Below are 26,329 nucleotides of genomic sequence, written 5' to 3' on the forward strand. Positions count from 1 at the left end.
GAGTGAAATGTCACTCTGGATTTTTTTATTTATTTTTTGAATGAAATAGCGCTTTCTTATTTCTCGATGACTGTAAACTCTGCTTCCTTCAGATACTCAAGCACTTCAAGTTGAATTGTTTTATGGAGGAAACAACCTTCTTGACGTGTCTTCCCGGATGTCAAAATACCCCCAAATTCATAAAGCCTTTCATCTTGTTTACCCCAAAACCAAATCATTTCCTCTCGGCCCAGAAGGTCATGTGTTGTGAAATGAAACTACCTTCAGGCTTTAAAATACAGTTGATTTGTTTTCAAAGCTAATGTCGGTCATTTTGAGTTTGGGATACATAAGCAAATAGGGAAGCGGCCCTATGAAACGAGTTAATGAGTGATAAAACAATTTATGATCCATTCTTCAAATCCCTATATTTTTTCCTATTGGTTAATATGGACTTTGATTCATGTTATTTACCTGATACAGATGATGATGATTAATATTGGGGTTATATAACTTACGTGAAACTCCAAAAGTTTGATAAAATAACATTATTGATTGAGAGCTCGGAGGGGATCAGGTTATGAAGAATGAAAGTAATGATATCTTATACATGTATATGCAGGCTTCCGAACGGTTTGTCCTTTTTAATGGACTCAATTTTCGTGAATTCGTCAATTCGCTTCCGTATACATTGGATTCGATTTTATTATTGAAACATCAATTCGATGGTGGGGAATACAATTTGAATGTCCTGCTTGAGAGCGCTTCATCTGAAGCTATTGCGAAGCTCGTTAAAGAAAATGTCCGGGCATATGGAGATTTCTGTTGGATTGATTTTGAAGAAGCGGAAGGGCTGGATGAATTGGATGGAAGGGAAATAGCGGAACTATTATATTTAGGACACGCCAAAACCCATCTTGATCCCCCGTTTTTCCGTAAATTGAATAACCAATTTGTGTACCTGGCCCAGGATGATGGCTGGTTCAATAAAATTTATTTTCGTTCTCTTTCGACATATTATATGATGTTAGGAAGTCTGATTCCGCTAAAGCTGGAGCCGTTAAAAGTAGAGAGGACGTGGCTTGGAATCAGAAAGAAAAAAGAGCTGACGGCGATTCCTGCAGAAATCATCGTTTCCTTGGCTCATATTCTGGCAGAGGGGCTCGTTTTTTCCTTTCGGGATGTTAAGTATACTAGAACGAAAATTGAGATACCGGCATGGGTCGTAGGGGATTATTTAAACATGGATGAAATGCATGATTCCTTTTCGGATAGAGATAGTAAGGAGCCCGATGCATTTATTATCTTCAATCGAAAAGAGAAGATTTGGGAAAGTGTTATTAAAAATACACCATCCTCCTGATTTTATTTGAAGTCTTTGAACTTTTTAGGTGTAAGACTTACCGTCTCATGCATAAAAGATAAGAGAGGGAAACGTAGAGGTGTTCACAGGATATGGCAGTTTTATTCTGTGTTTTGCAAAATAGTAATCATTGTAAAAGCCACAATAATGGAAGTTTCGCTTTACCCCGCATTAACAGGCTGTAAGGAGGCCTGATGATAAATGTAATGAAAAAGAAATGTGGTGAGCCAACAGCCTGTAAATGCCCGATTGGCTCAACTAACCATCATTGGAAAAGCCACAATGATGGAAGTTTCGCTTTACCCCGCATTAACAGGCTGTAAGGAGGCCTGATGATAAATGTAATGAAAAAGAAATGTGGTGAGCCAACAGCCTGTAAATGCCCGATTGCGCCACACAGGATGTGCTAGCACAGGAGTTGCCACAGGATATGGCAGTTTTATTCTGTGTTTTGCAAAATAGTAATCATTGGAAAAGCCTCAATGATGGAAGTTTCGCTTTATCCGTTTTAGTGTAAAGTGATACAATGAACATGGTTAAAAGAATATTGGAGGGTAATAACTCATGAAAACTAAACTTGGTTTGCTTTATGGTGGAAAATCTGCGGAGCATGAGGTTTCTATGCAGACGGCTTTAGCGGTCATTAAAGCTCTCGATTTAGCAAAGTTTGATATATATCCGATTTACATAACAAAAGATGGTTCATGGATTAATGGACCAAAGTTAACAGGTCCTGCCGAGAACGTGGAGGCTTTGACATTTTCACCGGAAAAATCGAGCTCGCCTCTTGCCTTGCAAGCACATTCAACTGATGAAAATAGTGAATCAACAGGGTATGACGTAATTTTCCCATTGCTTCACGGACCGAATGGAGAAGATGGAACCGTACAAGGGATGCTGGAACTGTTGAACCTTCCTTATGTAGGGAATGGCGTTTTAGCTTCTTCAGCAGGAATGGATAAGGTCATCATGAAAAACATTTTTGCCCAGGCAGGACTTCCTCAAGTGAAATACACTTGGTTCATTCGTTCCGAATGGGAGAAGAATACTGAAAGTGCCATCAAAAAGGTAGCGGATGAATTGGGGTACCCTTGTTTTGTCAAACCTGCCAATTTAGGTTCAAGTGTCGGTATCAGCAAATGTAATGATGCTGATGAACTGGAAAAAGCGGTAGCGGAAGCTTTTCAATTCGATCGGAAGATCATCATTGAAGAAGGGGTCATTGCTCGTGAACTCGAGTTTGGTATTCTTGGTAATGATGAACCGTCTTGTTCAGTGGCAGGCGAAATCATCCCTAAGAAAGATTTTGCCTTCTATGATTATTCAGCAAAATATGTAGACGGTAATTCAGCGATGGTCATTCCGGCGGAGATAACGGAAAGCGAGTATGCAGCTTTATCCGAAATGGCCATTACTGCCTTTAAGTCATTGGATTGCTCTGGATTGGTCCGCGCAGATTTCTTCTTGACGCATGAGGGGCAAATCTATATTAATGAAGTGAATACAATGCCTGGGTTTACTCCTTTCAGCATGTTTCCGTTATTGTGGAAGCACACAGGTGTCGACTATCCAGCGTTAATTGAAACACTCGTGAAACTTGCCTTGGAACGTCATCAGGAAAAACAACAAATCAAATATACAGTTTGATCATGCAGGTAAAGTATCAGTAAACTCCACAATCCATCATGCCTTGATTTGATGGATTCCAATCAGCAGGAACCGGTGCGATTTAAACTGGTTTCTGCTTCGTTTGGTTAACGGAGAGCGATTAACGGTTCGATGAATGTAGGAGGAACAAAATGATAAAGAGAACGTTAAAACAAGTACATGAAATGGCAGAGGGATTGAATGATATCAGTCCATTCCAGTCCAAAGGAATTAATGGGGTTACCATCGATTCAAGAACGGTTAAGGAAGGATGTTTGTTCATTCCGCTTAAGGGAGAGAAGGTTGACGGCCATGAGTATGTCAAGCAGGCTTTAGCGCAAGGGGCTGCAGCTTCCTTTTGGCAAAGGGATGTTCCGAATCCTCCTGATGATTTACCGATAATCATTGTCGAAAACACTGAGAAAGCACTTCAGCAATTGGCGCGTTCTTACCGCCAGGAGTTGAATATAAAAGTCATTGGGATAACAGGGAGCAATGGTAAGACCACTACGAAAGATATGACCGCTGCGCTGCTGGCCACTGCCTATAAGGTTCATAAAACCAATGGAAACTTCAATAATCATTTAGGTTTGCCGCTAACGATACTTTCTATGGCACAGGATACGGAAGCGGCTGTTTTGGAAATGGGGATGAGCAGCCGCGGTGAAATCGAGTTCTTATCCAAAATGGCAAAGCCTGATGTAGCGATCATTACCAATATCGGTGAATCACACTTATTGGATTTAGGATCACGCGAGGAAATCGCGAATGCGAAGTTGGAAATTGTCGAAGGTTTGGCGAAAGATGGAACGCTGATATATCATGGTGATGAACCATTGCTTCGCAATCGGATCAAAAAGGATTTTCCTGATTTAAACGTAATATCTTTTGGACGTACGGAAGAAAATGATTTATATCCACAGGCCATTAGCCAAGGGGCGGACAGTACCACGTTTACAATCGCAAGCGGTGATAAGGAGATCGGTTATGAGATACCTGTGTTAGGTCATCATAATGTTCTTAATGCGTTGGCGGCCATCTTGGTTGCTAAAGAATTCAATGTGGATGATTCTTCGATCCGTAAAGGCCTATCGACCATTCAGTTGACTAATATGAGGATGGAATTGGTTGAAGGCGCAAAAGGGCAGAAAATCATCAATGATGCATATAATGCCAGTCCAACTTCAGTCAAGGCGGCAGTGGAGTTGGTTGAGGGCTTATCTGGATTCGAGAATAAGATCCTTGTATTGGGAGATATGTTGGAGTTAGGGCCGCAGGAAAAAGACTTTCATACGAAAATTGGTGAATTGATTTCCAATGAGCGGATTGATAAGATTTTCACATATGGACCTTTAGCCGAGTTTATTGCCAAGGGAGCGAGCAAGTCTTTTTCATCGGAGCAGGTTCGCCCTTTTCAAGATAAGCAGGAGCTTATAGAGGAACTTAAGTCGTCCACACAGGAAAATGACATCATACTTGTTAAAGCTTCCAGGGGCATGAAGCTGGAGGAAGTAGTTCAAGCTCTACAAAAATAAAAAATAAAGAAAAGGCCGTTTCTTTTATTGAAACGGCCTCTTTTATTGTCTTTAAAACAGTGTCCCGGCTATAATGCAGATGTCATCGTTAATCACTGAATGCCTCATCCTTGAGACCAATAGCTCCTGAAGAAGGTCATTTGTATCGAGATGGACATTTTCAATGAATTCCCTCTCGATATTGTCAGATCGGTCAATGGCGGAAGGTGTGGGCGTTTTAGACAGTCCGTCTGTATAGATGATGAAACGGCTTCCTGGTTCATAGTGAAAGACTATTTTTTTTATGGGCAATTCGGGGATCAGTCCGCTTGGGGTGGCCCCTTCGTTTAAGTTGAGAATTTGATTGGTGCATGGGGAATACAAAAAGGCCGAAGGAAGTCCGTAGTTCACATATTCGATGAGTCGATCCTTTGTATTCACGTATGCGATGAAGGCTGTAATACGAGCATGTTTTTTGTTTTCCCGATTAACTCCTTGAAATAGGTCCCGAATATGTTTGCCCAGTTCCTCTGTTATGTAAATGGGGTCTTTTACCCGTTTGATAAGGTCGGGCATCAAAGTCCTTATGGACATGTTTATAAGTGCTGTGTGAATACCTTTTCCAAATACATCGATCATGATGAAGCCATATATCCTGTCGCCGACCTCCGCCCAGTAAAATAAATCCCCAGAAAGCTCACTCGAAGGCTGAAAAAGGCCTTTGACCTCTATATCATCATTATTGATCGACAAAGGTAAACTTGAAAGTTGAATCCCCTTTGCAATTCGCAGGCTCCTTGCTGATTTTTGGTGTATCTTTTCAAGCTCTTGCCCCTTCATTTTTGCCGAAAACAATTGCATGCTGATGTTTTTGAGTGACTTTAATTTAATCCGGACTTCTACTGAATCGGCAGGGACTGCCATGGTTTCATAAAAGGTCTTTTCCGGTAAGGCCTGAGGGGGCTCCATTCCTAAAGTGCGTTTGTAAATGAATAAGATAGGGATTTCGTGAGATTCAGCTAAGGCAAATAAAGAAGTTTGCTGCCAAGAATCTGTTGATATGTGCAAAGGCAAAATAAATAATGATTTCATTAAGTCCGATGAATCTTCGAATAGATGACTTTGATTGAGTGGATCCTCCAAAAAAGTGACTTTCTTGTTCATTTTCTTTAAGATTCGACCAAAATCCTTACATAAAGGAACATCTATTGTGAATATGTTCATATAACCCCCCGTTGATTTGTTGATAGGTCAATCATACTGCATTTAGACTAATTTACTATAATTTTTACAAAAAAAGATGAAATTTTCGAAAAATGAATGATCCCATATACCTGGAAATTCATTCGTGATAAGCCCTTTCCTCCAACGGGGGTAATCGTGGAAGGGGGTTATCGTTAGATTTAATTTTTCTTGAAAAAGGTTTGTTGAAACTATTTGATTTAAACTCATATCATATATAAATGGATGTTCGTTTTGTGAAAAATTCACATGAATATAGTTAGTGGTTTGGAATGGTCTATCCCGAACCGTTATTTTAAAACAGGAATAGGTTACTGAAATCCTCCCAACTGGATTCCTTAAGCCAACTGTCGTTTGCAGTCTGAATCCACTTACGCATGATAGGTTATAGTAACTAAGGTAATTCTGTTGAATAAATCAGCTGCACAATTATCAGGTGGAGATATCCAATTTAACCGTTTTTAAAACGATCTAAAGTTTTAGTAACTCTGAATGGGGCGATATCCTTTATTGCATTAACAGTTTGAAAATGGTAATATGAGTATGAGTTTAAATGTCTTATCATTGATGATTATTTAAATTAATCAGGTTGAGGCAACAAAATTGTATGTTCTTACATGTTTCATGAGTTCATTCTTGAGATTATTTTAGATTAAATAGGCCGCGCGTCTGGTCATATATAAAAGCTGCATCTCTTGGCGGCTTTAGTAGCTATTAGGGAATCAAGCCGCATTTTTAGCGCTTTTCCACTTCTGCAAATCCTCAACGCACCGGGCCTGTTTTGTATAAGAATCTTGGCTCTCGTCAAGTTTTGTTCATCCAGCCTTTTTAAGTTTGATGAATAATAGGTGCAGCAGCCCTCACCTGAATAAAACGGTCAAACACCGTTTATGCTACTTTTAATTTTCCATATTGAATTTAATTTTGGTTACATGTACTTTTAAAAAGATGAGCGTAGGTTAATGATAAGTTTACACGTGCGCGAAATTAAAAATGCCAGTGAATGTCCGTACTGGTATATTTCCTTTTTAAAAAATCATATTGAGTTCATTTGAACTAAAAGGCAGACATACTTTTAGGTGATAATGATAAACTTTTTATTAAGAGATAAAGAAGAACATCCGTCATGATGATGAGGATTTGAACTAAAACATCTGTGCATGATCCATGAATGCACGTGTAAATTTACGATATAAAAAGGAGTACGAAAACATTGACATTGTTTAGCGAATTAGGATTAGATAGAACGTCCATGAAATCAATAGAAAAAATGGGATTTGAGGAAGCGAGCCCGATTCAATCCCAAACGATACCTCTAGCACTTGAAGGTAAAGATATAATCGGTCAAGCGCAAACAGGAACAGGTAAAACAGCAGCATTCGGTATTCCATTGATGGAAAACATCGATATCAATAACGAAAACGTGCAAGGGATCGTCATCGCACCTACACGTGAGCTTGCGATTCAAGTTTCCGAGGAACTTTTCAAGCTTGGTTACGGAAAACGCGCTCGTGTACTTGCAGTTTATGGTGGACAAGACATCGACCGTCAAATCCGTGCTTTAAAGAAAAAACCACATATTATCGTTGGTACGCCTGGTCGTCTTTTAGACCATATCAAACGTAAAAATATTAAATTAGGCGGAGTTCACACTGTAGTTCTTGATGAAGCGGATGAAATGCTTAACATGGGATTCATTGAGGATATCGAATTGATCCTTTCAACGGTTCCTGACGAAAGGCAAACATTGCTTTTCTCAGCTACAATGCCTGATCCGATCCGTAAAATTGCCGAAAGATTCATGCGGGAACCTGTTCTTGTACGTGTAAAAGCAAAAGAAATGACAGTGGATCGTATCGAACAATATTACTTGGAGTTAAAAGAAAGTGAAAAATTCGATACACTTGCACGCCTTTTCGATATTCAAACACCGGATCTTGCGATCGTCTTCGGACGTACGAAACGCCGTGTAGATGAATTGGCATCTGCATTGAATATCCGCGGTTATATGGCTGAAGGCATTCATGGTGACCTTAGCCAGGCAAAACGCCTTTCTGTATTGAAAAAGTTCAAAGACCGCAGCATCGATGTGCTCGTTGCTACTGACGTTGCTGCACGTGGACTTGATATTTCCGGCGTTACTCACGTATACAACTTTGATATCCCTCAAGATCCGGAAAGCTACGTTCACCGTATTGGACGTACAGGACGTGCGGGTAAACATGGTATAGCCATTACGTTTGTAACACCAAGAGAAAGAGGTCAACTGCATGCAGTTGAACATACAACGAAAAAACGTATGGAGAAACTTAAGACTCCTACGTTAACTGAAGCGTTGGAAGGTCAACAAAAAGCAGTAACGGAAAAAATCCTTAATACAATCGAGAATGAGGATTTAACTTTATATCTTGGTCAAGCGGAAGAGTTATTGCAAAAACATAGCGCAGCGGATTTAGTTGCAGCCATGCTTAAATCAATGACAAAAGAACCGGATCAAACGCCTATCAAGTTAACGGAAGAATCTCCATCTCCAATGCGTCGCAATCGCGGAGGAAGCGGATCTTCTGGCAACAGACAGCGCAATGGCCGCAGTTCTTCAGGCAGAAAAGATTACGGCAGCGGATCAGGGAAACGCCCAAGCACGAACCGTAAATCGAATGGTTACGGAAACCGCAGCACGAGCCAAAAAAGAGAAAAAACTAATAAGATTTAATTGAATTGGGAATGCCGCTCATTTGAGCGGCATTTTTTTATGTGCATCTCCAACTTCTTCATGAAAGGTATCCGCGGTTTTTGGATGGAATGCTCCAGCTATTGTTTGAAAAGGGGTTAATTTCCAGTATTTAAATATAGTATAATGGATGAAAGCAAGGATGGATGATGATGATTCAATTAGCATTACCTGTCCGGAAGAGGAGAAGCACATGGAACCTGAAAATCGTATATCGAATAAGGCCTTAACCGTATGGAAAATCAGTGGTCTTATAAGCTGTTCAATAACCTGGATTATAAGCATCGCCGTACTCGTGCTTACAATCATTTTTGATTGGACATATTGGGTGATTGGCGTGTTGGTCCTATTTTCGACAATTCAATCCTATCTGGCCATCTTTCTGATTCCGTCGGTTAAATGGAAGAGGTGGCGTTACGAAGTAAGAAATACTGAAATTGATATCCAAAGTGGTATTTTCATCATTAAAAGAACACTCATACCCATGATAAGGGTTCAGCATGTTGAAACGAAGCAAGGGCCATTATTAAGAAAATACGATTTAGCCTCCGTTGAAATTTCCACTGCAGCGACTCTTCATGTTATCCCTGCCTTGGACCTTGCAGAGGCGGATGAATTGCGGCATTATATTTCGAGAATGGCAAGTGTGGAGGAAGAAGATGTCTGATCCTAAAAGGCTTCACCCCATAGCTGTATTGCTTAACATCATTAAATCGATTAAGGAGTTAGTCATCCCTTTTTTATTAGTGGTCGTCATTCCTGGGAAGAATGAAGGAATTCCCGGATGGATACAACCGCTGGTCATTGCCATTATTATACTTTTGATTATAGGGAATGCATTCTTGCAATGGTTACGCTTTACATATCGGATAGAAGATGGAGAATTCAGAATTGAGTCCGGGGTATTCGTAAGGAAGAAACGGTATATAAAGTTTGATCGGATTCATAGCATAGATATATCAGAGGGCATCATCCAGAGGGTATTCAGCCTGGTGAAGCTGAATATTGAAACGGCAGGCGGGTCTCAGGCGGATGCCGTATTATCAGCCATAAGGAAAAGTGATGCGGATCGAATCAATGCTTATATAAGTGAGGAAAAAAATGCGTATAACCCATTTGATAGGGATAAAGATGAAGTCGCGGATAATGAAATTGTTGCAAAATCATCTTCCGTTTTTAAGCAGACGCTGCCGCAGTTATTCGCTATGGCTGCCACTTCGGGAGCGGTAGGTGTTTTCCTATCCGGGGCAGTCGCTTTTATTTCACAGTTCGATGAAATGATACCTTTTCAGAGAATATTTAAGGATTATGAAGATTTTATTGAAATGGGGACCTTCATTCTGACCTTGTTTGCCCTTGTGGCTTTATTGGCGGTTTATGTACTGGCCACATTAAGTATGGTAATTAAATACGCTTCCTTTACCGTGATAAAAACGGATGAGGAGATCGTTATTTCCAGGGGGCTTCTCGAGAAAAGACGACTGACAATCCCTATCCATAAAATTCAAGGTATCCGGATCATGGAGAATTTAATTCGAAAGCCATTGGGATTGGCGACGGTTTATATTGAATATGCGGGAGGGAGCATGGAAGATAAAGAAAGTCTTTCCATCATGCTGTTCCCTTTAATCAGAAAGAAGCATTTACAGGGAAAAATCCTGGAAATTTTACCGGTTTATGAAACGGATACGGAGATGAAACCAATACCCAAGCGTGCACTTTCCAGGTATGTGTTTCGAAAGTTTCTATACCTTATCCCGATCATCGGTGCCTTGGTATGGTTTTTCAGACCTTGGGGTTATCTGTCCTTCTTGCTTGTACCGTTGGCGATTTTTTGGGCATACATGCAATATAGAGATGCAGGTTGGAGCATAGAAGGGAATTTATTGCTATTGAGCAGCCGTTTTTTCTCGAAGCAAACATTGATCATGCAGAGAAGCAGAATTCAATCAATCACATATAAAAAAAGCTGGTTTCAGAATCGAAAAGAATTAGCCACCATTACAGCATCGATTAAATCAGGAATTACCTCCCGGGTCGGTATGGTTGCTGATGTGGAAGAAAAGGATTGCCTAATAATTAAATCTTGGTATTCACCTAAAAAAGCAGTCGACTCCCAATGATTGAAAGGAAGAGTCGGCTGTTTGGCCTACCATTTTTTTCTTAAGAATAATGGAGCTGTTAAAAAGCCGGTTGCCATTCCAGCCAAATGTCCGACAACGTTGATCTGCGGCTGGATGAAAGTCATGATAATGGCAATTCCGGTCAATGTATATACTGTATTTCTTTCGTTGTTAGTAAAATTGGTTTTATTGAACAGTACAAGGTATAGAAAGAATCCGAGTAAACCAAAAATTGCTCCGCTAGCACCTACGTGGTTATATGTCAGTGGGTTAATCAGGAAGGTTGCGATATTGGCAAGGATCCCTGTCGATAAAAAGAAGATTGAAAACTTGAAGGCCCCAAGTAATTTCTCCAGGAATGGACCAAAGATGGCAAGTGAGAATCCATTAAACAGTAAATGTGTAAACGTGCTATGTAGAAAGATGGGGGTGATCAAACGCCACCATTGTCCATCAGCGATGTATAAATTCACACCTGTGCCATAATAAAAGAGTAAATTGCCGGGAAATGCGGGGAAAAGGACGAGAACGAATACAAGCATCATAATGAGTATGAGTACAGTTACAGCTCGATAAGAATTTGCATATTCGCGGAAGCTTTCTGTTCTTGTAAACATAAATTCCTCCTATATATCGTTTTTTAATTAGATACAATATTATCATTTTCAGGTAAAAGAGTCCTCCTAATGATATGCAACTTATTAAATTAATAGAAGAGGTGTCAAAGTGATTAAAGGTATAGGCGTGGACATTACTGAGTTGGATAGAATGGAAACATTGATTAATCGGCAACCCCGTTTAAAGGAGCGTATATTGACGGAAAGTGAAATCTTGATTTTCGAAAAGTTAAATGGAAGAAGGAAGGTCGAGTATTTTGCTGGCCGTTTTGCGGCAAAGGAGGCTTTTTCAAAAGCGAACGGTACAGGGATCGGTAAACACTTATCCTTTTTGGATATTGAAATCATCTCGGATGATAAAGGAAAGCCGGTGATTTCAAAGCCGTTTTCTAAAGGGGTCCACCTTTCGATTAGCCATAGCAGGGATTATGCGGTTGCTCAAGTCGTAATTGAAGGGTGAGTGGAGTTTTGTCCAATCGGGTCATAAACCTTAAGGTTGTCTCATATACATTTAGTGCTATAGGGAGACAAGGCCCGGTAAAAGGTACATGGCAGAGTAGGTGCTCTCGAAAAGTTTTTAGCCGGATCGAGAAATGGTCCTGTCTAAAATACTGAGGAATTTAAGACATCAGTCGAGCCAATGTCCGGATCCTGCCTTTTCCTCTCCCTTTTACGTTCAAATGACAAAAAGGGGTTGAAAAGATGAAGAAGATGGTAATGCTTTTTGCAGGGATCATGCTCTTGCTTGCTCTTTCTGCTTGCGGCCAAAAATCGCAGAGTGACGTAGTGAGTGAATTGAATGAGAAGCTTGGTGAAATGAAAGGATATAAAGCTAACGCGAAGATGACATTAAAGATGGGGACGGAACCTCAAGTGTATAATGTGGAGATTTGGCATAAGGACCCTTCTTTTTACCGCGTGAATCTGAAAAATGAAGAGAAAGATCAAAGCCAGATGATTTTGAAAAATGATGATGGTGTATACGTTTTGACGCCTGCTTTGAATAAAAGTTTTAAATTTCAAAGCGAGTGGCCGGAGAACAGCAGTCAGGCCTATTTGTTCGAGTCGTTGGTGAAAGACATTACGGAAGATAAAAGTGCGACATATAAAGAAACGGATAAACACTATGTCTTTGAAACGAAAACGCGCTACCAAAACAATAAAATGTTGCCATATCAAGAGATTACTATAAACAAAAAGGATTTATCCCCAGTCAGTGTAAAAGTCATGGACCCTGATAGGACCGCTTTGGTTCTTGTTGAATTCTCAAAAGTAAAATTCGATACGAGTTTTGATAAAGATTCATTTGACATGAAGAAAAACATGACAAGTGCCCAACTTGAAGCTCCCGTTATGGCAGAAGTCCAAAATGAGGGGTTTGCAGTGAAATACCCTGAAAATATTGGCGATATGAATTTAACGGAAGAAAAAGAAATTACGACGGAAAAGGGAGAACGTGTCGTTTTGACCTATGAGGGTACAAAAAGTTTTACATTAGTTCAGGAAAAAGCTGAGGTAGTCCAAACTTCCGTTTCGACGAATGTGAATGGAGAACCTGTTGATTTGGGTTATACTGTCGGGGCCATGACGGGAAATACGATTGCATGGACTTTTGAAGGTGTCGATTACATGCTAGCATCAAAGGATTTGTCACAGGAAGAGATGATAGAAGTCGCCCGTTCGGTTGGGGAAGATCCAGTCAAATAGGATTACATAACAAGCTGATTTTTCCCGTCTCCTTACGAAGGTTTTCTTCTGGGAAGGATAGGCGGGGAAGCGGCTTGTTGACCTTTTTTAACCCATTATTTGATTTAGGCTGGCAGCCGGGAAATGAGGATCAAGGTGAAAAAGCACTTTATCTTTCTAGCGGTTGGTTATAGAATGGTCCTATAATGAAACGAAAACTTCGCTACTGGGAAGAATCTTATGGTGAGTATAGGAAAGAAGGAAAAGGTCTTGGAAACGAAAGTATTTCATCGAGATACGTGGACAGAAGTAAATTTGGATAATATTTTTGAAAATATCTCTTCAATGAAAAAAAGTCTGAAAAAGGGCGTTAGTCTTTTCGCTGTCGTCAAAGCCAATGCTTATGGCCACGGGGACTATGAAGTGGCTAAAACGGCGCTTGATGCGGGGGCGGATTTTTTAAGTGTAGCTTTTTTGGATGAGGCTCTTGCCTTACGGAATAAAGGTATATTGGCTCCGATTCTTGTCCTTGGGGCTTCTAGGCCTGAAAGTGCAGCGCTTGCTGCCGAGCATGGGATTTCCGTGACGGTTTTCGATGAAGCATGGTTGGAGAAGGCAAAGGATTTGTTGAAACCGGGACAAGTTTTGCAAGTCCATGTAAAAGTGGATAGCGGCATGGGGAGGATCGGCATTCGAGATAAAGGTCAACTCATGAAAATGGAAAGTTTGCTTAAGAGGGAAACTTGTTTCAATTTCCAAGGGATATTCACTCATTTCGCGACTGCGGATGAAATGAAGACAGACTTATATGAAAAGCAGCTTGCCTTTTTTAAAGGGATGCTTTCCGAATTGACGGGAAAGCCGGAATATGTTCATGCAGCCAATAGTGCAGCTTCTTTAAGGTTCACCGATTCAGAATGGAATGCAGTAAGAATGGGGATTTCCATGTATGGTTTGAGTCCTTCCATGGAGATGAAGCCGATATTGCCATTTCCATTAAAACAGGCTATATCATTGAGAACGGAGATGGTCGCGGTTAAACAGCTTGCTAAGGGTGAAAGCGTTAGCTATGGAGCGACTTATACGGCTGAAGGTGATGAATGGATTGGAACTTTGCCAATCGGATATGCTGACGGCTGGATCCGTAAGCTGCAAGGTCAGGAAGTTCTTGTGGATGGAAAAAGAGTGCCCATAGTCGGAAGGATTTGCATGGATCAATGCATGATTAAGCTGCCTGGACCATACCCTGTAGGAACTGTGGTCACATTAATCGGGAATGATGGGGATGAATCGATTACTGTCGATGAGATAGCGGAAAAACTGGAAACGATCAACTATGAGGTGACATGCATGATAGGAGCAAGAGTGCCCCGCATATATTTGAAAGACAATCAGGTGAATCATATACGCAACTTCATTTTGGAATGAGCGGATTGTAAAAAAATCCTAAGATTGTGAATAAGATTTCCTTTATTATGCTGATAATAGGATTGAGAATAGAATATACTCTTTGCAGATAGGCATTTTAATGGTAATATTGAAAAGGATATATAATAAAGGTGTGTAGTGATGGTGGAGGTGTATGTTTGTGTCTGAATCCAGCGCAACAAGAGAGATATTAATTCGATTACCTCAAAATTTTTTAACAGAGTTAGACGGGTATGCGAGTGAGGAAAATGTGAATCGCAGTGAATTTATTTATCGTGCCACAAAAATGTATCTTCGCGAACGTAAAAAGAAAGAGTTTCGTGAATCGATGAAACGCGGTTATATTGAAATGGCGGCCATTAATTTAACGATTGCTTCTGAAGCCTTCCAGGCTGAATTCGAGGCTGGTCATTGCGTTGAACGATTAGTTAGCGGAGGCTGAGCCATTGATTGTTGTTAAGCGTGGTGACGTATACTTCGCAGACCTTTCCCCGGTAGTCGGTTCAGAGCAGGGTGGAACCCGTCCGGTACTAATTTTACAAAACGATATTGGTAATCGCTTTAGTCCGACTGTGATCGTGGCAGCCATTACAGCTCAAATTCAAAAAGCGAAATTGCCTACACATGTTGAGATTAATGCAAAAAAGTACGGATTCGAACGGGATTCCGTCATTTTATTAGAACAGATCCGGACAATCGATAAGCAGCGTTTAACTGATAAAATTACGCATCTTGACGAACCGATGATGCAAAAAGTCAATGAAGCTTTGCAAATAAGTTTAGGCCTCATTGAGTTTTAAAGAAAATTTTTCCCGTTAAACCGGGCGTTATTATAATACAAATCATTCTTGATATTATTTAGATGGCACGATTCCTGTACTGTGGGAATCGTGTTTTTTTTTTATGAAATAACATAAACATGTGTCCAAAAAGTAAACAGGGAGGAAATATGAAAAATTTGACGAATAAAAACATTATACAGTTAGATATTGGATGGAATGTCATTGTTTTTTATGGTATCTCCCTAACTTTTCATTAATTTATGTTTTTCTTACCTGAATTTCGGGTATGTAGTTATGTTGTAAATACCTAAAAAAAGCAAAAGTGCAGTGGAGAAACTCGAAGGAAATCCAAATGGAAATAACATTACAGTTAGTTAACATCCTTGTGACGTGGACAGGGAAACATAGCAATTGTGTTAGAATGGGAGGATATTATGAATCAATTGGTTTACGATTTTATTAAGCAAAATCAAGATTACATCCTTACTGAGTGGATGGGCATCATGAAGGAAAGTACGGACGAAAGATTAATTAAAGTTGTCTCAGATCGAATGTTCACGCAAACGAGCAGTGAATTTATAGATATGATCATCACGAACGTTGATAGTAAAAACAAGGAATTCACATTGAAGCTTTCAGATTTTGCCGAGAAAGTCGTCCAATTGGGATGGCCTCTTACTTTCGTCAATGAAGGACTTCATAAGTTCACGTTAATTGTCATTAATGGGATGGTGGAAAAGGGTCTCGTTACTCCTGATAATCAAGTCAATCTCGTTAACCATTTGGATAAATGGGCGACACCGATAAATAATGAAATAGTCAATATATATACTCAAACTTGGGAAAGAACCGTTTCCATGCAAAAAATAGCGTTGCAAGAACTTTCGGCACCGCTCATTCCTGTATTGGAAGGAATTACGGTAATGCCGCTGATTGGTACGATTGATACGGAACGTGCCAAACAGATAATGGAAAACCTGTTGACTGGCGTGGTTAAGCATAGATCTGAAGTCGTTCTTATTGATATTACGGGCGTGCCGGTCGTGGATACCATGGTTGCCCACCATATCATTCAAGCAGCGGAAGCAGTCCGATTAGTGGGCGCCAAATGTATACTATGCGGCATCCGCCCTGAAATAGCTCAAACCATCGTTAATCTTGGCATTAATTTAAATGAAGTGATTACAAAAAATACGTTGAAAAAAGGGATAGAAGTTGCGTTGGAATTAACGAGCCGTAAGATCGTAAAGGTGGAGGGATAAGTATGAGGATTCCGATATTAAAGCTTTATGACTGCTTGTTAGTCTCTATACAGTGGGAATTGGATGATGTGACAGCTCTTCAATTTCAAGAGGATTTACTGCATAAGATTCATGAAACAAGCGCGAATGGCGTTGTTATAGATATTACCTCAATAGATTTTATTGATTCTTTTATCGCAAAGGTATTAGGCGATGTCTTTAGCATGTCTAAGCTTATGGGGGCCAAAGTTGTAATTACGGGAATCCAGCCTGCTGTTGCCATAACATTGATTGAACTAGGAATTAGTCTCGATGATGTTCTGACAGCATTAGACTTAGAGAAAGGCCTGGAGAAATTACAACAGGAATTGGGGGATTAAAGAATGGAGTTCCAATCCTGCGTAAAAATCATAAATGAATGGGACATCGTAGCTGCAAGGCAGCTCGGAAGAAATGTCGCTAAAGAGTTGGGGTTCGGTACTGTAGACCAGGCCAGAATCACAACGGCCATTAGCGAATTGGCCCGAAACATATACCTATATGCTGGACAAGGCAGTGTTAGCATAGAAAAGCTAAATATAAATGGGAAGTCAGGATTGAAAATCATTGCAGAAGACCAAGGGCCGGGAATTGAGGATATCCGCAGAGTCATGGAAGATGGATATACCACCTCAGGGGGGCTGGGGGCAGGCCTTCCTGGAGCCAAACGTTTAATGGATGACTTTGATATTGAATCGATACCAGGTGAAGGGACTAAGATTATCGCGACGAAATGGCTCCGTTAGGGGGGGACTATGGATATTAGGGAGAACATGGAGAAAAAGTATCATGAGGCGCTTTCTACTTATCTTAAAGACCAAAATGAGCAGGCACTCTATCAAGGGCAGAAGATTAGCCGCCTACATATCAAATACAATATATCTCCAGAAGAAATCATAAGTATGCATAAAAATAACTTAATGGAACTTTACCCGGAATTACCGGGAAAAGTATTGGATTCTTTCGATTTTCTGCTAGAAGTCATGATGGGCTACGGCATTGCATACCGTGAACATCAAAGCCTCAGACATCAACAGCAGGAATTGAAAACGGAAATCGAGATAGCGGCAAACGTTCAACATACTCTTTTGGAAACGGAAATACCTGATATCAAAGCTCTTGAAATTGGGGCGATCAGTGTTCCTGCGAGGCAGATGAACGGGGATTACTATCACTTCGTCCAGGATGAAAATGAGCGTATAGGTGTTGGGATAGCCGATGTCATAGGAAAAGGGATCCCTGCTGCGCTGTGCATGTCGATGATCAAATATGCGATGGACAGTCTTCCGGAGCATCGTCATGAACCGAAAAGTGTACTTGAGAGCTTGAACCGGGTTGTGGAGCATAATGTTGATCCAAGCATGTTCATAACCATGTTCTATGGTTTATATGATCCGCATGACAGGCAATTTTCCTATGCTTCAGCCGGACATGAACCTGGATTTTACTATGACGCAGCTACAGGTACTTTTAGCGATTTGGATGCAAAGGGCTTGTTGCTTGGCGTTGATAAAAAAACAAGGTATCGCCAATATGAAAAAACGGTGAATCGTGGCGACATGATCATTCTATTATCTGACGGAGTAACGGAGTGCCGCACGAATGATGGGTTCATAGAAAGAGAAACGCTTATTGGTTTGATTAAAAAAAATATGCATTTGCAAGCCCAGGAAATGGTGAATAATATATATAAACAATTGGAGAAAATGCAGAACTTCCAACTGAGGGATGATTTTACATTAATAATTTTAAAATCAAATGTTTAGCATTGTTACTGCTGGGTATAGATATAGGAATGAAGAGGATTTGAAGAGGTGGGTCAAGGATGAATATAACAGTAGATGTTAATGAATTGAATACTGAATTTAATGTAAAACTAAAAGGTGAAATCGATGCTTATACTGCGCCGAAACTAAGAGAATCACTATTTCCAATTTCAGAGCAGGAAAATGTTTCGATTACTATTGATTTAACTGAAGTTTCGTATATGGATAGTACGGGACTTGGGGTATTTGTCGGTGCTTTTAAAAGTGTTAGGGCACATAATGGCGAGTTCACGTTAGTTGGATTATCGGAAAGGTTACGACGTTTATTTGATATAACAGGTCTTGCAGATATCATTGATATAAAAAGTGGTACAGAGGGTGGGTTAGAATGAGTCAAGTATATGATTACATCGAAATGAAAATACCTGCAAAACCAGAATTCATCGGTGTCATTCGTTTAACGCTTTCTGGAATTGGAAGCCGGATGGGATTTGCGTATGATGAAATAGAGGATTTGAAAATCGCTACCAGTGAGGCTTGTACAAATGCGGTACAGCATGCATACAAGGATTCTGAAAAAGGTGAAGTGAAAGTAAGTTTCGGCCTTTATCCTGACCGTTTGGAGGTCATGGTTTCCGATAGTGGTAAGAGCTGTAATTTCGAGGAGGTTCGTCAAGGGCTAGGTCCATACGAAAATGGACAAAAAGTCGAACTTTTGAGAGAAGGAGGCTTGGGTCTTTACCTTATTGAAACTCTGATGGATGATGTAAAAATTCATCAGCATGATGGGGTTACTGTATTTATGACTAAGTTTTTAGAAGGAGAGCAGGTGGAGATGGATGCAAAAACAGTCTCAACCTAATCAGGCACAAAGAGAACAGGTAAATGAATGGATCAGAGCTTACCAGCAGAATCAAGATGAAGAAGCGCAGAGTAATCTCGTCATCCATTATAAAAGTTTGGTTGAAACAATCTCCCGTAAGTATGCGAAAGGGAAATCATTTCAGGAGGATATCTCCCAAGTCGGCATGATTGGTCTATTAGGTGCCATTCGACGATATGATGAATCTTTCGGTAAGAGCTTTGAGGCATTTGCCGTCCCCACTATTATCGGGGAAATCAAAAGGTTCCTTCGTGACAAAACATGGAGTGTCCATGTGCCAAGGAGAATTAAGGAACTAGGTCCGAAAATCAGGGTGACTGTCGAGGAGTTAACGACAACTCTGCACCGTTCACCAAGAATAGATGAAATAGCCGATAGTATTGGCGTGACCGAGGAAGAAGTTTTAGAGGCGATGGAAATGGGAAAAAGCTATCAAGCTTTATCCGTGGATCATTCTATTGAGGCGGATTCTGATGGCGGCACTGTCACATTGCTTGATATATTCGGAAATGTCGATGAAGGTTTTGAAAAGGTCAATCAGCGTCTTGTGCTTGAAAAGGTGCTTCATGTGCTGAGTGACCGTGAAAAGATGATCATTCAACATACTTATTTAGAGAATTTAAGCCAGAAAGAAGCTGGCGATAAGCTTGGGATTTCCCAAATGCATGTGTCAAGGCTCCAACGCCGCGCGATCAAGAAACTTCAAGAAGCCATTAATGCTGAAAACTCGGAGTTAATTCAGTGATCAAAGATATTCTAAGGGGAGAAAAAATAGAAGTCCTTGTCTCACAATCGTCTAAAAACGGGATGGTTTACTGTGGTGATGATTACTTTTTTCTTCATACGGAAGAATACTTTGTATGTGTCCTGGCAGATGGGCTAGGCAGCGGGAAAAATGCATACGATTCCTCCCATGCCGTCATCGAGGAAGTTAAACGTAATCATGAGTTGGATGTGGAAGCACTAATGGCAGTGTGCAATCAAGTTTTAGTCGATAAACGGGGGGCAGCCGTTTCCATTTTGAAAATCTTTTATGATAAGAATGAATTTGTATACAGTTCAGTGGGCAATATTCGCTTTTTCCTGTATAATCCAAACGACGATAAACTCGTTTACCCTTTACCTGTTACAGGGTATTTATCCGGCAGGAAACAAAAATACAGGACGCAAAGATACAAATATGAACCAAATGCTAAATTCATTCTTCATTCCGATGGTTTGGAACTTAAGGGAGCTAAGTCTTTTTTAAAAAGGCTGGTCCCTATCGATAAGAACGCCCAATGCATATTAAAAAGCAGTCCATTAACTGCAGATGATACAACTTTCATTTTAGGAAGCTTACTTTCGCCATAATTCGGAAGTGAGCTTTTTTGTATGGAATTCGCAACTTCATCGCTCATTTGCTAGACTATATATATTAGAGCAAAAGGTTGGAGGTAAACAAAATGATCGTTGTAGAAGATACATTAAAAGAATTGATAAAACAAATATCCAATGAGCTGACTTTGAAAAATCATCAAGTTCAAAACGTCATACAGATGCTGCAAGAGGGCAATACTGTCCCTTTTATTGCACGGTATAGAAAAGAAATGACGGGTTCACTTGATGAAGTGCAGATTCGTTCCATTATGGAAAGATGGAATTATCTAGAAAACCTTGGCCAGAGGAAAGCGGAAGTTACTCGTTCAATTGGTGAACAGGGGAAATTGACGGAAGAATTAACAAAACAAATCGAAAAGGCAACAAAACTGCAGGAAGTCGAGGATTTATACAGGCCATTCAAACAAAAAAGGAGAACGAAAGCGACAGTTGCTAAAGAAAAGGGGCTTGAACCACTGGCCAATTGGCTTTTGGAATGTCAAATGCATCCTCGAGTCAGCGAAAAAGCAGCCGAATTCATATCGGGAGAAAAAGAAGTTCCTTCTATTGAAGAGGCTATTGCAGGTGCGCAGGACATCATAGCTGAACATATTTCCGATGATGCAGAATTAAGGAAGTGGATAAGGGCCGAAATTTTCAAAGCTGGAAAAGTGATTTCAACTGTGAAAAATGAAGAGAAGGACGAGAAAAAAATCTTCGAAATGTACTATGAGTATGAGGAGCCGGTTCAAAGAATCGTACCTCATCGGGTGTTGGCGCTGAATAGAGGTGAAAAGGAAGAGGTTTTGCGAATCTCCATTCAGCCCCGGACTGAAGTCATCGTTGGTCATCTGGAACGTAAAATCATTAAAAATAACAAATCTGAAGCCCAAGTTGTACTTAAATCTGCGATAGAGGATGGACTTAAGCGTTTAATCATGCCTTCTGTAGAGCGGGAGATCAGAAAAGAGCTGACGGAAAAAGCGGAGGATCAAGCTATCCACATTTTCTCTGAAAACCTCCGGAACCTGCTCTTGCAGCCTCCGCTTAAAGGAAAAGTGGTCCTCGCTTTAGATCCGGCATATAGGACTGGCTGTAAGCTCGCTGTCATTGATGAAACCGGAAAGGTACTTGATATCAGTGTAATCTATCCGCATCCTCCTGCTGCGAAACTTCATGCTGCCCGTGAAAAAACGATCGATATACTTCAGCGGTTCTCGGTTGAGATCGTGGCAATCGGCAATGGAACGGCATCACGTGAATCAGAGCAATTCATTGCAGATATTTTAAAAGAAGTGAAAGGGAACATTTCATATATCATTGTTAATGAAGCGGGAGCCAGTGTGTATTCAGCTTCAGATATAGCACGTGAAGAGTTTCCGGATCTTCAAGTTGAACAGAGAAGCGCAGTTTCGATAGGCAGAAGGCTTCAAGATCCCCTTGCTGAACTTGTTAAAATTGATCCGCAATCTGTGGGGGTAGGCCAGTATCAACATGATGTGTCTCAGAAAAAGTTAACGGAATCCCTCACCTTTGTAGTGGAAACAGCTGTTAACCAGGTGGGTGTTAATGTCAATACCGCTTCATCGTCTCTCTTACAATATGTAGCTGGTTTATCAAAATCGGTTGCTCAAAATATCGTGAAGAAAAGGGAAGTGGAAGGGAAATTTCAAAGCAGGAAGGAATTAAAGAAGATTCCCCGGCTTGGTGCCAAAACATATGAACAATGTATAGGATTCTTACGTATCATTAATGGAGATGAACCTTTAGATCAAACCGCGATACATCCTGAGAACTACAGTGCCGTGAATAAATTATTGAAGAAAATGGGTTTCACATCTGAGGATTTAGGCAGTGATGCACTGAATGAAGAGTTAGGTAAGCTAAATCCTGCTGATTTGGTCAATGAATTGGAAATTGGGGAAATTACGATCAAAGATATCATTGATGATTTGATGAAACCGGGAAGAGATCCTCGGGATGAGTTATCAAAACCGCTGCTTAAGCAGGATGTACTAAAAATGGAGGATCTGCAAACTGGGATGGAGTTACAAGGTACAGTGAGGAATGTTGTGGATTTTGGTGCCTTTGTGGACATCGGTGTTAAACAGGATGGACTGGTGCATATTTCTAAACTGAGCAACCGGTTTGTAAAGCACCCATTGGATGTAGTTGCCGTTGGGGATGTTGTCACAGTCTGGGTCGAACTAGTTGACTCCCAAAAGCAAAGGGTATCTTTAACGATGCTCGAGCCAAAGGATCAAAACTAGCCTAAGGTAAGCTCCTTCTATATTAGAAGGGGTTTTTTTGAAATGATGTATTTATATTTGGAACAATGTCGAATCTATAATCTGAGACTTTCTTTCTTTTGATAAAAAAACCAGCATTGATTCAACATCTTCACTTGATAATAATCCTTTTCATAAAAGGCTTTGCGGATTTGATTCTGGAACCAATTAGGCATAGCTTTTCCTCCCTTAGTTTCCTATTGTATTATTAGTCTATGTTATAATGGGTTGTCATGTTACCAAGGAAAGGGAGGGGGAAATGGATAATCGTCAATTGCAAAAACTAGTAGAAGAAATTTCGTTGAAAGACTTTAAAAAGGTCTTTAGACACCAAGCGAGTTTTAATCCGCGTCTCCGGACAACAGGAGGACGATACTTGCTCCGTTCACACAATATAGAAATAAATAAGAAGTATCTTGATGAACGCGGTGTGGAAGAAATGATTGGAATCATTAAGCATGAATTGTGCCATTACCATCTACACATCGAGAAGAAGGGGTACCAGCATCGTGATGCGGACTTTAAGCATTTACTCAAAAAAGTGGGGGCACCGAGATTTTGCGAGCCGCTGCCATCTAACCAATTAAAGAAAAAGATGAATATAATTCAATATAAATGTGAAGACTGTCAGCAGGTATATATAAGAAAAAAACGAATCGACACTACCCGTTTCGTTTGTGGTAAATGTCGTGGAACATTGATTTACCAAGGGTTTAAGGAGCAAAAAACAAAAAAATAAAAAAACACAAAAGAACTCTTGACTTTAGGTTGCAACCTCTTTATAATCATAAGAGTCGACAAGATAACAACTTGTCCTTAACGACAAACACTAAGGTCCTTGAGCGTGAAAAAGGAACCCAATTTTCATTATTCCGCAGTAGCTCAGTGGTAGAGCATTCGGCTGTTAACCGAACGGTCGTAGGTTCGAGTCCTACCTGCGGAGCCATTTTTTTGGGGAAGTACTCAAGAGGCTGAAGAGGCGCCCCTGCTAAGGGTGTAGGTCGCGTAAGCGGCGCGAGGGTTCAAATCCCTCCTTCTCCGCCAGTTACATATTTTTATATCAAGGCCCATTGGTCAAGCGGTTAAGACACCGCCCTTTCACGGCGGTAACACGGGTTCGAATCCCGTATGGGTCACTTTCTTATACAAAATAAAAATACTGGTCCCGTGGTGTAGCGGTTAACATGCCTGCCTGTCACGCAGGAGATCGCGGGTTCGATTCCCGTCGGGACCGCCATTTTTTTCTTAAAAAAACACTTGCCAAATAAATATTATCGTGATATAATATTATCCTGGTTGTTAATTAGTGTTTAAATATTGGGCTATAGCCAAGCGGTAAGGCAACGGATTTTGATTCCGTCATGCGAAGGTTCGATCCCTTCTAGCCCAGCCATTTTTATTTAGAGCCATTAGCTCAGTTGGTAGAGCATCTGACTTTTAATCAGAGGGTCGAAGGTTCGAATCCTTCATGGCTCACCATTTATTTTCGCGGGTGTGGCGGAATTGGCAGACGCACCAGACTTAGGATCTGGCGCCGCAAGGCGTGGGGGTTCAAGTCCCTTCACCCGCACTGATATTTTTCTTCTTGACATCAAGTTGAAAAGGTGTTAAACTTACAAAGTCGCTTTCGCGGTCGTGGCGGAATGGCAGACGCGCTAGGTTGAGGGCCTAGTGGGGGAAACCCCGTGGAGGTTCGACTCCTCTCGGCCGCACCAATAACATCATAGAAATTAGCGCCCGTAGCTCAATTGGATAGAGCATCTGACTACGAATCAGAAGGTTGTAGGTTCGACTCCCGCCGGGCGCACCATATTTTACGGGAAGTAGCTCAGCTTGGTAGAGCACTTGGTTTGGGACCAAGGGGTCGCAGGTTCGAATCCTGTCTTCCCGACCATTCTTTCTTTCTGAAAATACTTTAAAATTAAATGCGGGTGTAGTTTAGTGGTAAAACCTCAGCCTTCCAAGCTGATGATGAGAGTTCGATTCTCTTCACCCGCTCCATTATTGCTCTTTGAAAACTGAACAAAACAAAGCGCCAACGTTAAATTTTAAGTGAGCACACACTATCAAAAAAGCAAATGAGCAAGTCAAACATTTCTTCGGAGAGTTTGATCCTGGCTCAGGACGAACGCTGGCGGCGTGCCTAATACATGCAAGTCGAGCGAATCGACGGGAGCTTGCTCCCTGAGATTAGCGGCGGACGGGTGAGTAACACGTGGGCAACCTGCCTATAAGACTGGGATAACTTCGGGAAACCGGAGCTAATACCGGATACGTTCTTTTCTCGCATGAGAGAAGATGGAAAGACGGTTTACGCTGTCACTTATAGATGGGCCCGCGGCGCATTAGCTAGTTGGTGAGGTAATGGCTCACCAAGGCGACGATGCGTAGCCGACCTGAGAGGGTGATCGGCCACACTGGGACTGAGACACGGCCCAGACTCCTACGGGAGGCAGCAGTAGGGAATCTTCCGCAATGGACGAAAGTCTGACGGAGCAACGCCGCGTGAACGAAGAAGGCCTTCGGGTCGTAAAGTTCTGTTGTTAGGGAAGAACAAGTACCAGAGTAACTGCTGGTACCTTGACGGTACCTAACCAGAAAGCCACGGCTAACTACGTGCCAGCAGCCGCGGTAATACGTAGGTGGCAAGCGTTGTCCGGAATTATTGGGCGTAAAGCGCGCGCAGGTGGTTCCTTAAGTCTGATGTGAAAGCCCACGGCTCAACCGTGGAGGGTCATTGGAAACTGGGGAACTTGAGTGCAGAAGAGGAAAGTGGAATTCCAAGTGTAGCGGTGAAATGCGTAGAGATTTGGAGGAACACCAGTGGCGAAGGCGACTTTCTGGTCTGTAACTGACACTGAGGCGCGAAAGCGTGGGGAGCAAACAGGATTAGATACCCTGGTAGTCCACGCCGTAAACGATGAGTGCTAAGTGTTAGAGGGTTTCCGCCCTTTAGTGCTGCAGCTAACGCATTAAGCACTCCGCCTGGGGAGTACGGCCGCAAGGCTGAAACTCAAAGGAATTGACGGGGGCCCGCACAAGCGGTGGAGCATGTGGTTTAATTCGAAGCAACGCGAAGAACCTTACCAGGTCTTGACATCCTCTGACAACCCTAGAGATAGGGCTTTCCCCTTCGGGGGACAGAGTGACAGGTGGTGCATGGTTGTCGTCAGCTCGTGTCGTGAGATGTTGGGTTAAGTCCCGCAACGAGCGCAACCCTTGATCTTAGTTGCCAGCATTCAGTTGGGCACTCTAAGGTGACTGCCGGTGACAAACCGGAGGAAGGTGGGGATGACGTCAAATCATCATGCCCCTTATGACCTGGGCTACACACGTGCTACAATGGATGGTACAAAGGGCTGCAAACCTGCGAAGGTAAGCGAATCCCATAAAGCCATTCTCAGTTCGGATTGCAGGCTGCAACTCGCCTGCATGAAGCCGGAATCGCTAGTAATCGCGGATCAGCATGCCGCGGTGAATACGTTCCCGGGCCTTGTACACACCGCCCGTCACACCACGAGAGTTTGTAACACCCGAAGTCGGTGAGGTAACCTTCATGGAGCCAGCCGCCTAAGGTGGGACAGATGATTGGGGTGAAGTCGTAACAAGGTAGCCGTATCGGAAGGTGCGGCTGGATCACC

Annotated in this window: 25 protein-coding genes, 11 tRNA genes and 1 rRNA gene (1 of these 37 cut by a window edge); 33 read left to right on the forward strand and 4 right to left on the reverse strand. The window is 41.5% G+C overall.

Going from position 1 to position 26,329, the window contains the following annotated elements; translation table 11 throughout:
- Nucleotides 1-56: 56 nt before the first annotated feature.
- Nucleotides 57-218: a hypothetical protein gene (locus NYE65_RS13960; RefSeq protein ID WP_340861084.1), complete on the reverse strand. Its 162-nt coding sequence runs from the start codon at nucleotides 216-218 to the stop codon at nucleotides 57-59.
- A 341-nt stretch (nucleotides 219-559) separates the two neighbouring features.
- Between NYE65_RS13960 and NYE65_RS13965 the strand changes: the two genes are divergently transcribed.
- The 3 genes from NYE65_RS13965 to NYE65_RS13975 all read left to right on the forward strand — a co-directional run bounded on the left by NYE65_RS13965 (nucleotide 560) and on the right by NYE65_RS13975 (nucleotide 4,524).
- Entirely contained in the window at nucleotides 560-1,342 is a 783-nt protein-coding gene (locus NYE65_RS13965; RefSeq protein ID WP_034306401.1) for a hypothetical protein, read from the forward strand.
- Between the two features lie 564 nt (nucleotides 1,343-1,906).
- On the forward strand, nucleotides 1,907-2,989 hold the full coding sequence (locus NYE65_RS13970; protein WP_191930799.1) for a D-alanine--D-alanine ligase: 1,083 nt from the start codon (nucleotides 1,907-1,909) through the stop codon (nucleotides 2,987-2,989).
- A gap of 152 nt (nucleotides 2,990-3,141) precedes the next feature.
- A complete protein-coding gene (locus NYE65_RS13975; RefSeq protein ID WP_098864638.1) occupies nucleotides 3,142-4,524 on the forward strand; it encodes a UDP-N-acetylmuramoyl-tripeptide--D-alanyl-D-alanine ligase in 1,383 nt (460 codons plus the stop codon).
- 51 nt (nucleotides 4,525-4,575) lie between these two features.
- Here the strand turns inward: NYE65_RS13975 and NYE65_RS13980 are convergent, their stop codons facing one another.
- Complete coding sequence (locus NYE65_RS13980; RefSeq protein WP_340861085.1) at nucleotides 4,576-5,727, reverse strand: PP2C family protein-serine/threonine phosphatase; 1,152 nt, start codon at nucleotides 5,725-5,727, stop codon at nucleotides 4,576-4,578.
- A 1,231-nt stretch (nucleotides 5,728-6,958) separates the two neighbouring features.
- Here NYE65_RS13980 and NYE65_RS13985 point away from each other — a divergent pair.
- The 3 genes from NYE65_RS13985 (at nucleotide 6,959) to NYE65_RS13995 (ending at nucleotide 10,599) form a co-directional block, all read left to right on the forward strand.
- Nucleotides 6,959-8,458, forward strand: coding sequence for a DEAD/DEAH box helicase (locus NYE65_RS13985; protein WP_309078786.1), 1,500 nt, complete (start codon nucleotides 6,959-6,961; stop codon nucleotides 8,456-8,458).
- Nucleotides 8,459-8,669: 211 nt separating this feature from the next.
- Nucleotides 8,670-9,143, forward strand: a complete 474-nt coding sequence (locus NYE65_RS13990) for a PH domain-containing protein (RefSeq protein ID WP_445670450.1) — start codon at nucleotides 8,670-8,672, stop codon at nucleotides 9,141-9,143.
- Nucleotides 9,136-10,599, forward strand: coding sequence for a PH domain-containing protein (locus NYE65_RS13995; RefSeq protein WP_340861087.1), 1,464 nt, complete (start codon nucleotides 9,136-9,138; stop codon nucleotides 10,597-10,599). Before NYE65_RS13990 ends, NYE65_RS13995 begins: the two co-directional genes overlap by 8 nt.
- Before the next feature lie 26 nt (nucleotides 10,600-10,625).
- Here the strand turns inward: NYE65_RS13995 and NYE65_RS14000 are convergent, their stop codons facing one another.
- A complete protein-coding gene (locus NYE65_RS14000; RefSeq protein ID WP_328175695.1) occupies nucleotides 10,626-11,216 on the reverse strand; it encodes a rhomboid family intramembrane serine protease in 591 nt (196 codons plus the stop codon).
- 109 nt (nucleotides 11,217-11,325) lie between these two features.
- Between NYE65_RS14000 and acpS the strand changes: the two genes are divergently transcribed.
- From acpS to NYE65_RS14070, 14 genes are all read left to right on the forward strand, one after another.
- Nucleotides 11,326-11,676 (forward strand): holo-ACP synthase, encoded by a 351-nt coding sequence (acpS, locus tag NYE65_RS14005; protein ID WP_034306384.1) that lies wholly within the window; start codon nucleotides 11,326-11,328, stop codon nucleotides 11,674-11,676.
- Between the two features lie 242 nt (nucleotides 11,677-11,918).
- Nucleotides 11,919-12,923 carry a LolA family protein gene (locus tag NYE65_RS14010; protein ID WP_053537120.1) on the forward strand — a complete coding sequence of 335 codons (1,005 nt, stop codon included), beginning with the start codon at nucleotides 11,919-11,921 and terminating at the stop codon, nucleotides 12,921-12,923.
- 219 nt (nucleotides 12,924-13,142) lie between these two features.
- Nucleotides 13,143-14,330, forward strand: coding sequence for an alanine racemase (gene alr, locus NYE65_RS14015; RefSeq protein WP_340861088.1), 1,188 nt, complete (start codon nucleotides 13,143-13,145; stop codon nucleotides 14,328-14,330).
- 160 nt (nucleotides 14,331-14,490) lie between these two features.
- Entirely contained in the window at nucleotides 14,491-14,772 is a 282-nt protein-coding gene (locus NYE65_RS14020) for a CopG family ribbon-helix-helix protein (protein WP_034306380.1), read from the forward strand.
- Between the two features lie 7 nt (nucleotides 14,773-14,779).
- Complete coding sequence (locus NYE65_RS14025; protein WP_034306610.1) at nucleotides 14,780-15,130, forward strand: type II toxin-antitoxin system PemK/MazF family toxin; 351 nt, start codon at nucleotides 14,780-14,782, stop codon at nucleotides 15,128-15,130.
- A gap of 416 nt (nucleotides 15,131-15,546) precedes the next feature.
- Nucleotides 15,547-16,374: an RsbT co-antagonist protein RsbRA gene (locus tag NYE65_RS14030; protein ID WP_048682050.1), complete on the forward strand. Its 828-nt coding sequence runs from the start codon at nucleotides 15,547-15,549 to the stop codon at nucleotides 16,372-16,374.
- A 2-nt stretch (nucleotides 16,375-16,376) separates the two neighbouring features.
- Nucleotides 16,377-16,733 (forward strand): STAS domain-containing protein, encoded by a 357-nt coding sequence (locus NYE65_RS14035; RefSeq protein ID WP_048682053.1) that lies wholly within the window; start codon nucleotides 16,377-16,379, stop codon nucleotides 16,731-16,733.
- A 3-nt stretch (nucleotides 16,734-16,736) separates the two neighbouring features.
- A complete protein-coding gene (locus tag NYE65_RS14040) occupies nucleotides 16,737-17,138 on the forward strand; it encodes an anti-sigma regulatory factor (protein WP_048682056.1) in 402 nt (133 codons plus the stop codon).
- A 9-nt stretch (nucleotides 17,139-17,147) separates the two neighbouring features.
- Nucleotides 17,148-18,158, forward strand: coding sequence for a PP2C family protein-serine/threonine phosphatase (locus NYE65_RS14045; protein ID WP_034306371.1), 1,011 nt, complete (start codon nucleotides 17,148-17,150; stop codon nucleotides 18,156-18,158).
- 59 nt (nucleotides 18,159-18,217) lie between these two features.
- On the forward strand, nucleotides 18,218-18,550 hold the full coding sequence (locus tag NYE65_RS14050) for an anti-sigma factor antagonist (protein WP_034306369.1): 333 nt from the start codon (nucleotides 18,218-18,220) through the stop codon (nucleotides 18,548-18,550).
- On the forward strand, nucleotides 18,547-19,020 hold the full coding sequence (rsbW, locus tag NYE65_RS14055; RefSeq protein ID WP_034306366.1) for an anti-sigma B factor RsbW: 474 nt from the start codon (nucleotides 18,547-18,549) through the stop codon (nucleotides 19,018-19,020). The genes NYE65_RS14050 and rsbW overlap by 4 nt, the downstream gene beginning before the upstream one ends.
- Nucleotides 18,998-19,786 (forward strand): RNA polymerase sigma factor SigB, encoded by a 789-nt coding sequence (gene sigB / locus NYE65_RS14060; protein ID WP_034306363.1) that lies wholly within the window; start codon nucleotides 18,998-19,000, stop codon nucleotides 19,784-19,786. The genes rsbW and sigB overlap by 23 nt, the downstream gene beginning before the upstream one ends.
- Nucleotides 19,783-20,394, forward strand: a complete 612-nt coding sequence (locus tag NYE65_RS14065) for a PP2C family serine/threonine-protein phosphatase (RefSeq protein WP_222620049.1) — start codon at nucleotides 19,783-19,785, stop codon at nucleotides 20,392-20,394. The genes sigB and NYE65_RS14065 overlap by 4 nt, the downstream gene beginning before the upstream one ends.
- 92 nt (nucleotides 20,395-20,486) lie before the next feature.
- Nucleotides 20,487-22,670: a Tex family protein gene (locus NYE65_RS14070; protein ID WP_340861089.1), complete on the forward strand. Its 2,184-nt coding sequence runs from the start codon at nucleotides 20,487-20,489 to the stop codon at nucleotides 22,668-22,670.
- A 74-nt stretch (nucleotides 22,671-22,744) separates the two neighbouring features.
- On the opposite strand, the gene cmpA is transcribed toward NYE65_RS14070, so the two are convergent.
- Entirely contained in the window at nucleotides 22,745-22,864 is a 120-nt protein-coding gene (gene cmpA / locus NYE65_RS14075; protein WP_089364909.1) for a cortex morphogenetic protein CmpA, read from the reverse strand.
- Between the two features lie 83 nt (nucleotides 22,865-22,947).
- On the opposite strand from cmpA, the gene NYE65_RS14080 reads away from it, so the two are divergent.
- From NYE65_RS14080 to NYE65_RS14140, 13 genes are all read left to right on the forward strand, one after another.
- On the forward strand, nucleotides 22,948-23,427 hold the full coding sequence (locus NYE65_RS14080; RefSeq protein ID WP_328175692.1) for a SprT family protein: 480 nt from the start codon (nucleotides 22,948-22,950) through the stop codon (nucleotides 23,425-23,427).
- Between the two features lie 132 nt (nucleotides 23,428-23,559).
- Nucleotides 23,560-23,634 (forward strand) — tRNA-Asn (locus tag NYE65_RS14085).
- Between the two features lie 7 nt (nucleotides 23,635-23,641).
- Nucleotides 23,642-23,732 (forward strand) — tRNA-Ser (locus NYE65_RS14090).
- A gap of 20 nt (nucleotides 23,733-23,752) precedes the next feature.
- Nucleotides 23,753-23,824 (forward strand) — tRNA-Glu (locus tag NYE65_RS14095).
- Between the two features lie 25 nt (nucleotides 23,825-23,849).
- Nucleotides 23,850-23,925: transfer RNA gene (locus tag NYE65_RS14100), tRNA-Asp, on the forward strand.
- Between the two features lie 81 nt (nucleotides 23,926-24,006).
- Nucleotides 24,007-24,081, forward strand: a tRNA-Gln gene (locus NYE65_RS14105).
- Between the two features lie 10 nt (nucleotides 24,082-24,091).
- Nucleotides 24,092-24,167, forward strand: a tRNA-Lys gene (locus NYE65_RS14110).
- Between the two features lie 9 nt (nucleotides 24,168-24,176).
- Nucleotides 24,177-24,258 (forward strand) — tRNA-Leu (locus tag NYE65_RS14115).
- A 59-nt stretch (nucleotides 24,259-24,317) separates the two neighbouring features.
- Nucleotides 24,318-24,403, forward strand: a tRNA-Leu gene (locus tag NYE65_RS14120).
- A gap of 18 nt (nucleotides 24,404-24,421) precedes the next feature.
- Nucleotides 24,422-24,498 (forward strand) — tRNA-Arg (locus NYE65_RS14125).
- 7 nt (nucleotides 24,499-24,505) lie between these two features.
- Nucleotides 24,506-24,582 (forward strand) — tRNA-Pro (locus NYE65_RS14130).
- Nucleotides 24,583-24,615: 33 nt separating this feature from the next.
- A tRNA-Gly gene (locus tag NYE65_RS14135) sits at nucleotides 24,616-24,689 on the forward strand.
- Nucleotides 24,690-24,784: 95 nt separating this feature from the next.
- A 16S ribosomal RNA gene (locus tag NYE65_RS14140) occupies nucleotides 24,785-26,329 on the forward strand; it runs 6 nt beyond the window's last position.

Origin of the sequence: Peribacillus sp. FSL R5-0717 (assembly GCF_038002945.1) — a bacterium.
Classification (GTDB): Bacteria; Bacillota; Bacilli; order Bacillales; family DSM-1321; genus Peribacillus; species Peribacillus frigoritolerans.

Excerpts from the sequence above, each read along its gene's own strand:
- NYE65_RS13980 (WP_340861085.1), bottom strand. The coding sequence starts at position 5,727 with ATGAACATATTCACAATAGATGTTCCTTTATGTAAGGATTTTGGTCGA.
- NYE65_RS13975 (WP_098864638.1), top strand. The coding sequence starts at position 3,142 with ATGATAAAGAGAACGTTAAAACAAGTACATGAAATGGCAGAGGGATTG.
- NYE65_RS14030 (WP_048682050.1), top strand. The coding sequence starts at position 15,547 with ATGAATCAATTGGTTTACGATTTTATTAAGCAAAATCAAGATTACATC.
- NYE65_RS13995 (WP_340861087.1), top strand. The coding sequence starts at position 9,136 with ATGTCTGATCCTAAAAGGCTTCACCCCATAGCTGTATTGCTTAACATC.
- NYE65_RS14070 (WP_340861089.1), top strand. The coding sequence starts at position 20,487 with ATGATCGTTGTAGAAGATACATTAAAAGAATTGATAAAACAAATATCC.
- NYE65_RS14035 (WP_048682053.1), top strand. The coding sequence starts at position 16,377 with ATGAGGATTCCGATATTAAAGCTTTATGACTGCTTGTTAGTCTCTATA.
- NYE65_RS14045 (WP_034306371.1), top strand. The coding sequence starts at position 17,148 with ATGGATATTAGGGAGAACATGGAGAAAAAGTATCATGAGGCGCTTTCT.
- NYE65_RS14050 (WP_034306369.1), top strand. The coding sequence starts at position 18,218 with ATGAATATAACAGTAGATGTTAATGAATTGAATACTGAATTTAATGTA.
- NYE65_RS14040 (WP_048682056.1), top strand. The coding sequence starts at position 16,737 with ATGGAGTTCCAATCCTGCGTAAAAATCATAAATGAATGGGACATCGTA.
- NYE65_RS14010 (WP_053537120.1), top strand. The coding sequence starts at position 11,919 with ATGAAGAAGATGGTAATGCTTTTTGCAGGGATCATGCTCTTGCTTGCT.
- rsbW (WP_034306366.1), top strand. The coding sequence starts at position 18,547 with ATGAGTCAAGTATATGATTACATCGAAATGAAAATACCTGCAAAACCA.
- NYE65_RS14080 (WP_328175692.1), top strand. The coding sequence starts at position 22,948 with ATGGATAATCGTCAATTGCAAAAACTAGTAGAAGAAATTTCGTTGAAA.
- alr (WP_340861088.1), top strand. The coding sequence starts at position 13,143 with ATGGTGAGTATAGGAAAGAAGGAAAAGGTCTTGGAAACGAAAGTATTT.
- NYE65_RS13965 (WP_034306401.1), top strand. The coding sequence starts at position 560 with ATGAAGAATGAAAGTAATGATATCTTATACATGTATATGCAGGCTTCC.
- cmpA (WP_089364909.1), bottom strand. The coding sequence starts at position 22,864 with ATGCCTAATTGGTTCCAGAATCAAATCCGCAAAGCCTTTTATGAAAAG.
- NYE65_RS13970 (WP_191930799.1), top strand. The coding sequence starts at position 1,907 with ATGAAAACTAAACTTGGTTTGCTTTATGGTGGAAAATCTGCGGAGCAT.
- NYE65_RS13960 (WP_340861084.1), bottom strand. The coding sequence starts at position 218 with ATGATTTGGTTTTGGGGTAAACAAGATGAAAGGCTTTATGAATTTGGG.
- sigB (WP_034306363.1), top strand. The coding sequence starts at position 18,998 with ATGCAAAAACAGTCTCAACCTAATCAGGCACAAAGAGAACAGGTAAAT.
- NYE65_RS14000 (WP_328175695.1), bottom strand. The coding sequence starts at position 11,216 with ATGTTTACAAGAACAGAAAGCTTCCGCGAATATGCAAATTCTTATCGA.
- NYE65_RS13990 (WP_445670450.1), top strand. The coding sequence starts at position 8,670 with ATGGAACCTGAAAATCGTATATCGAATAAGGCCTTAACCGTATGGAAA.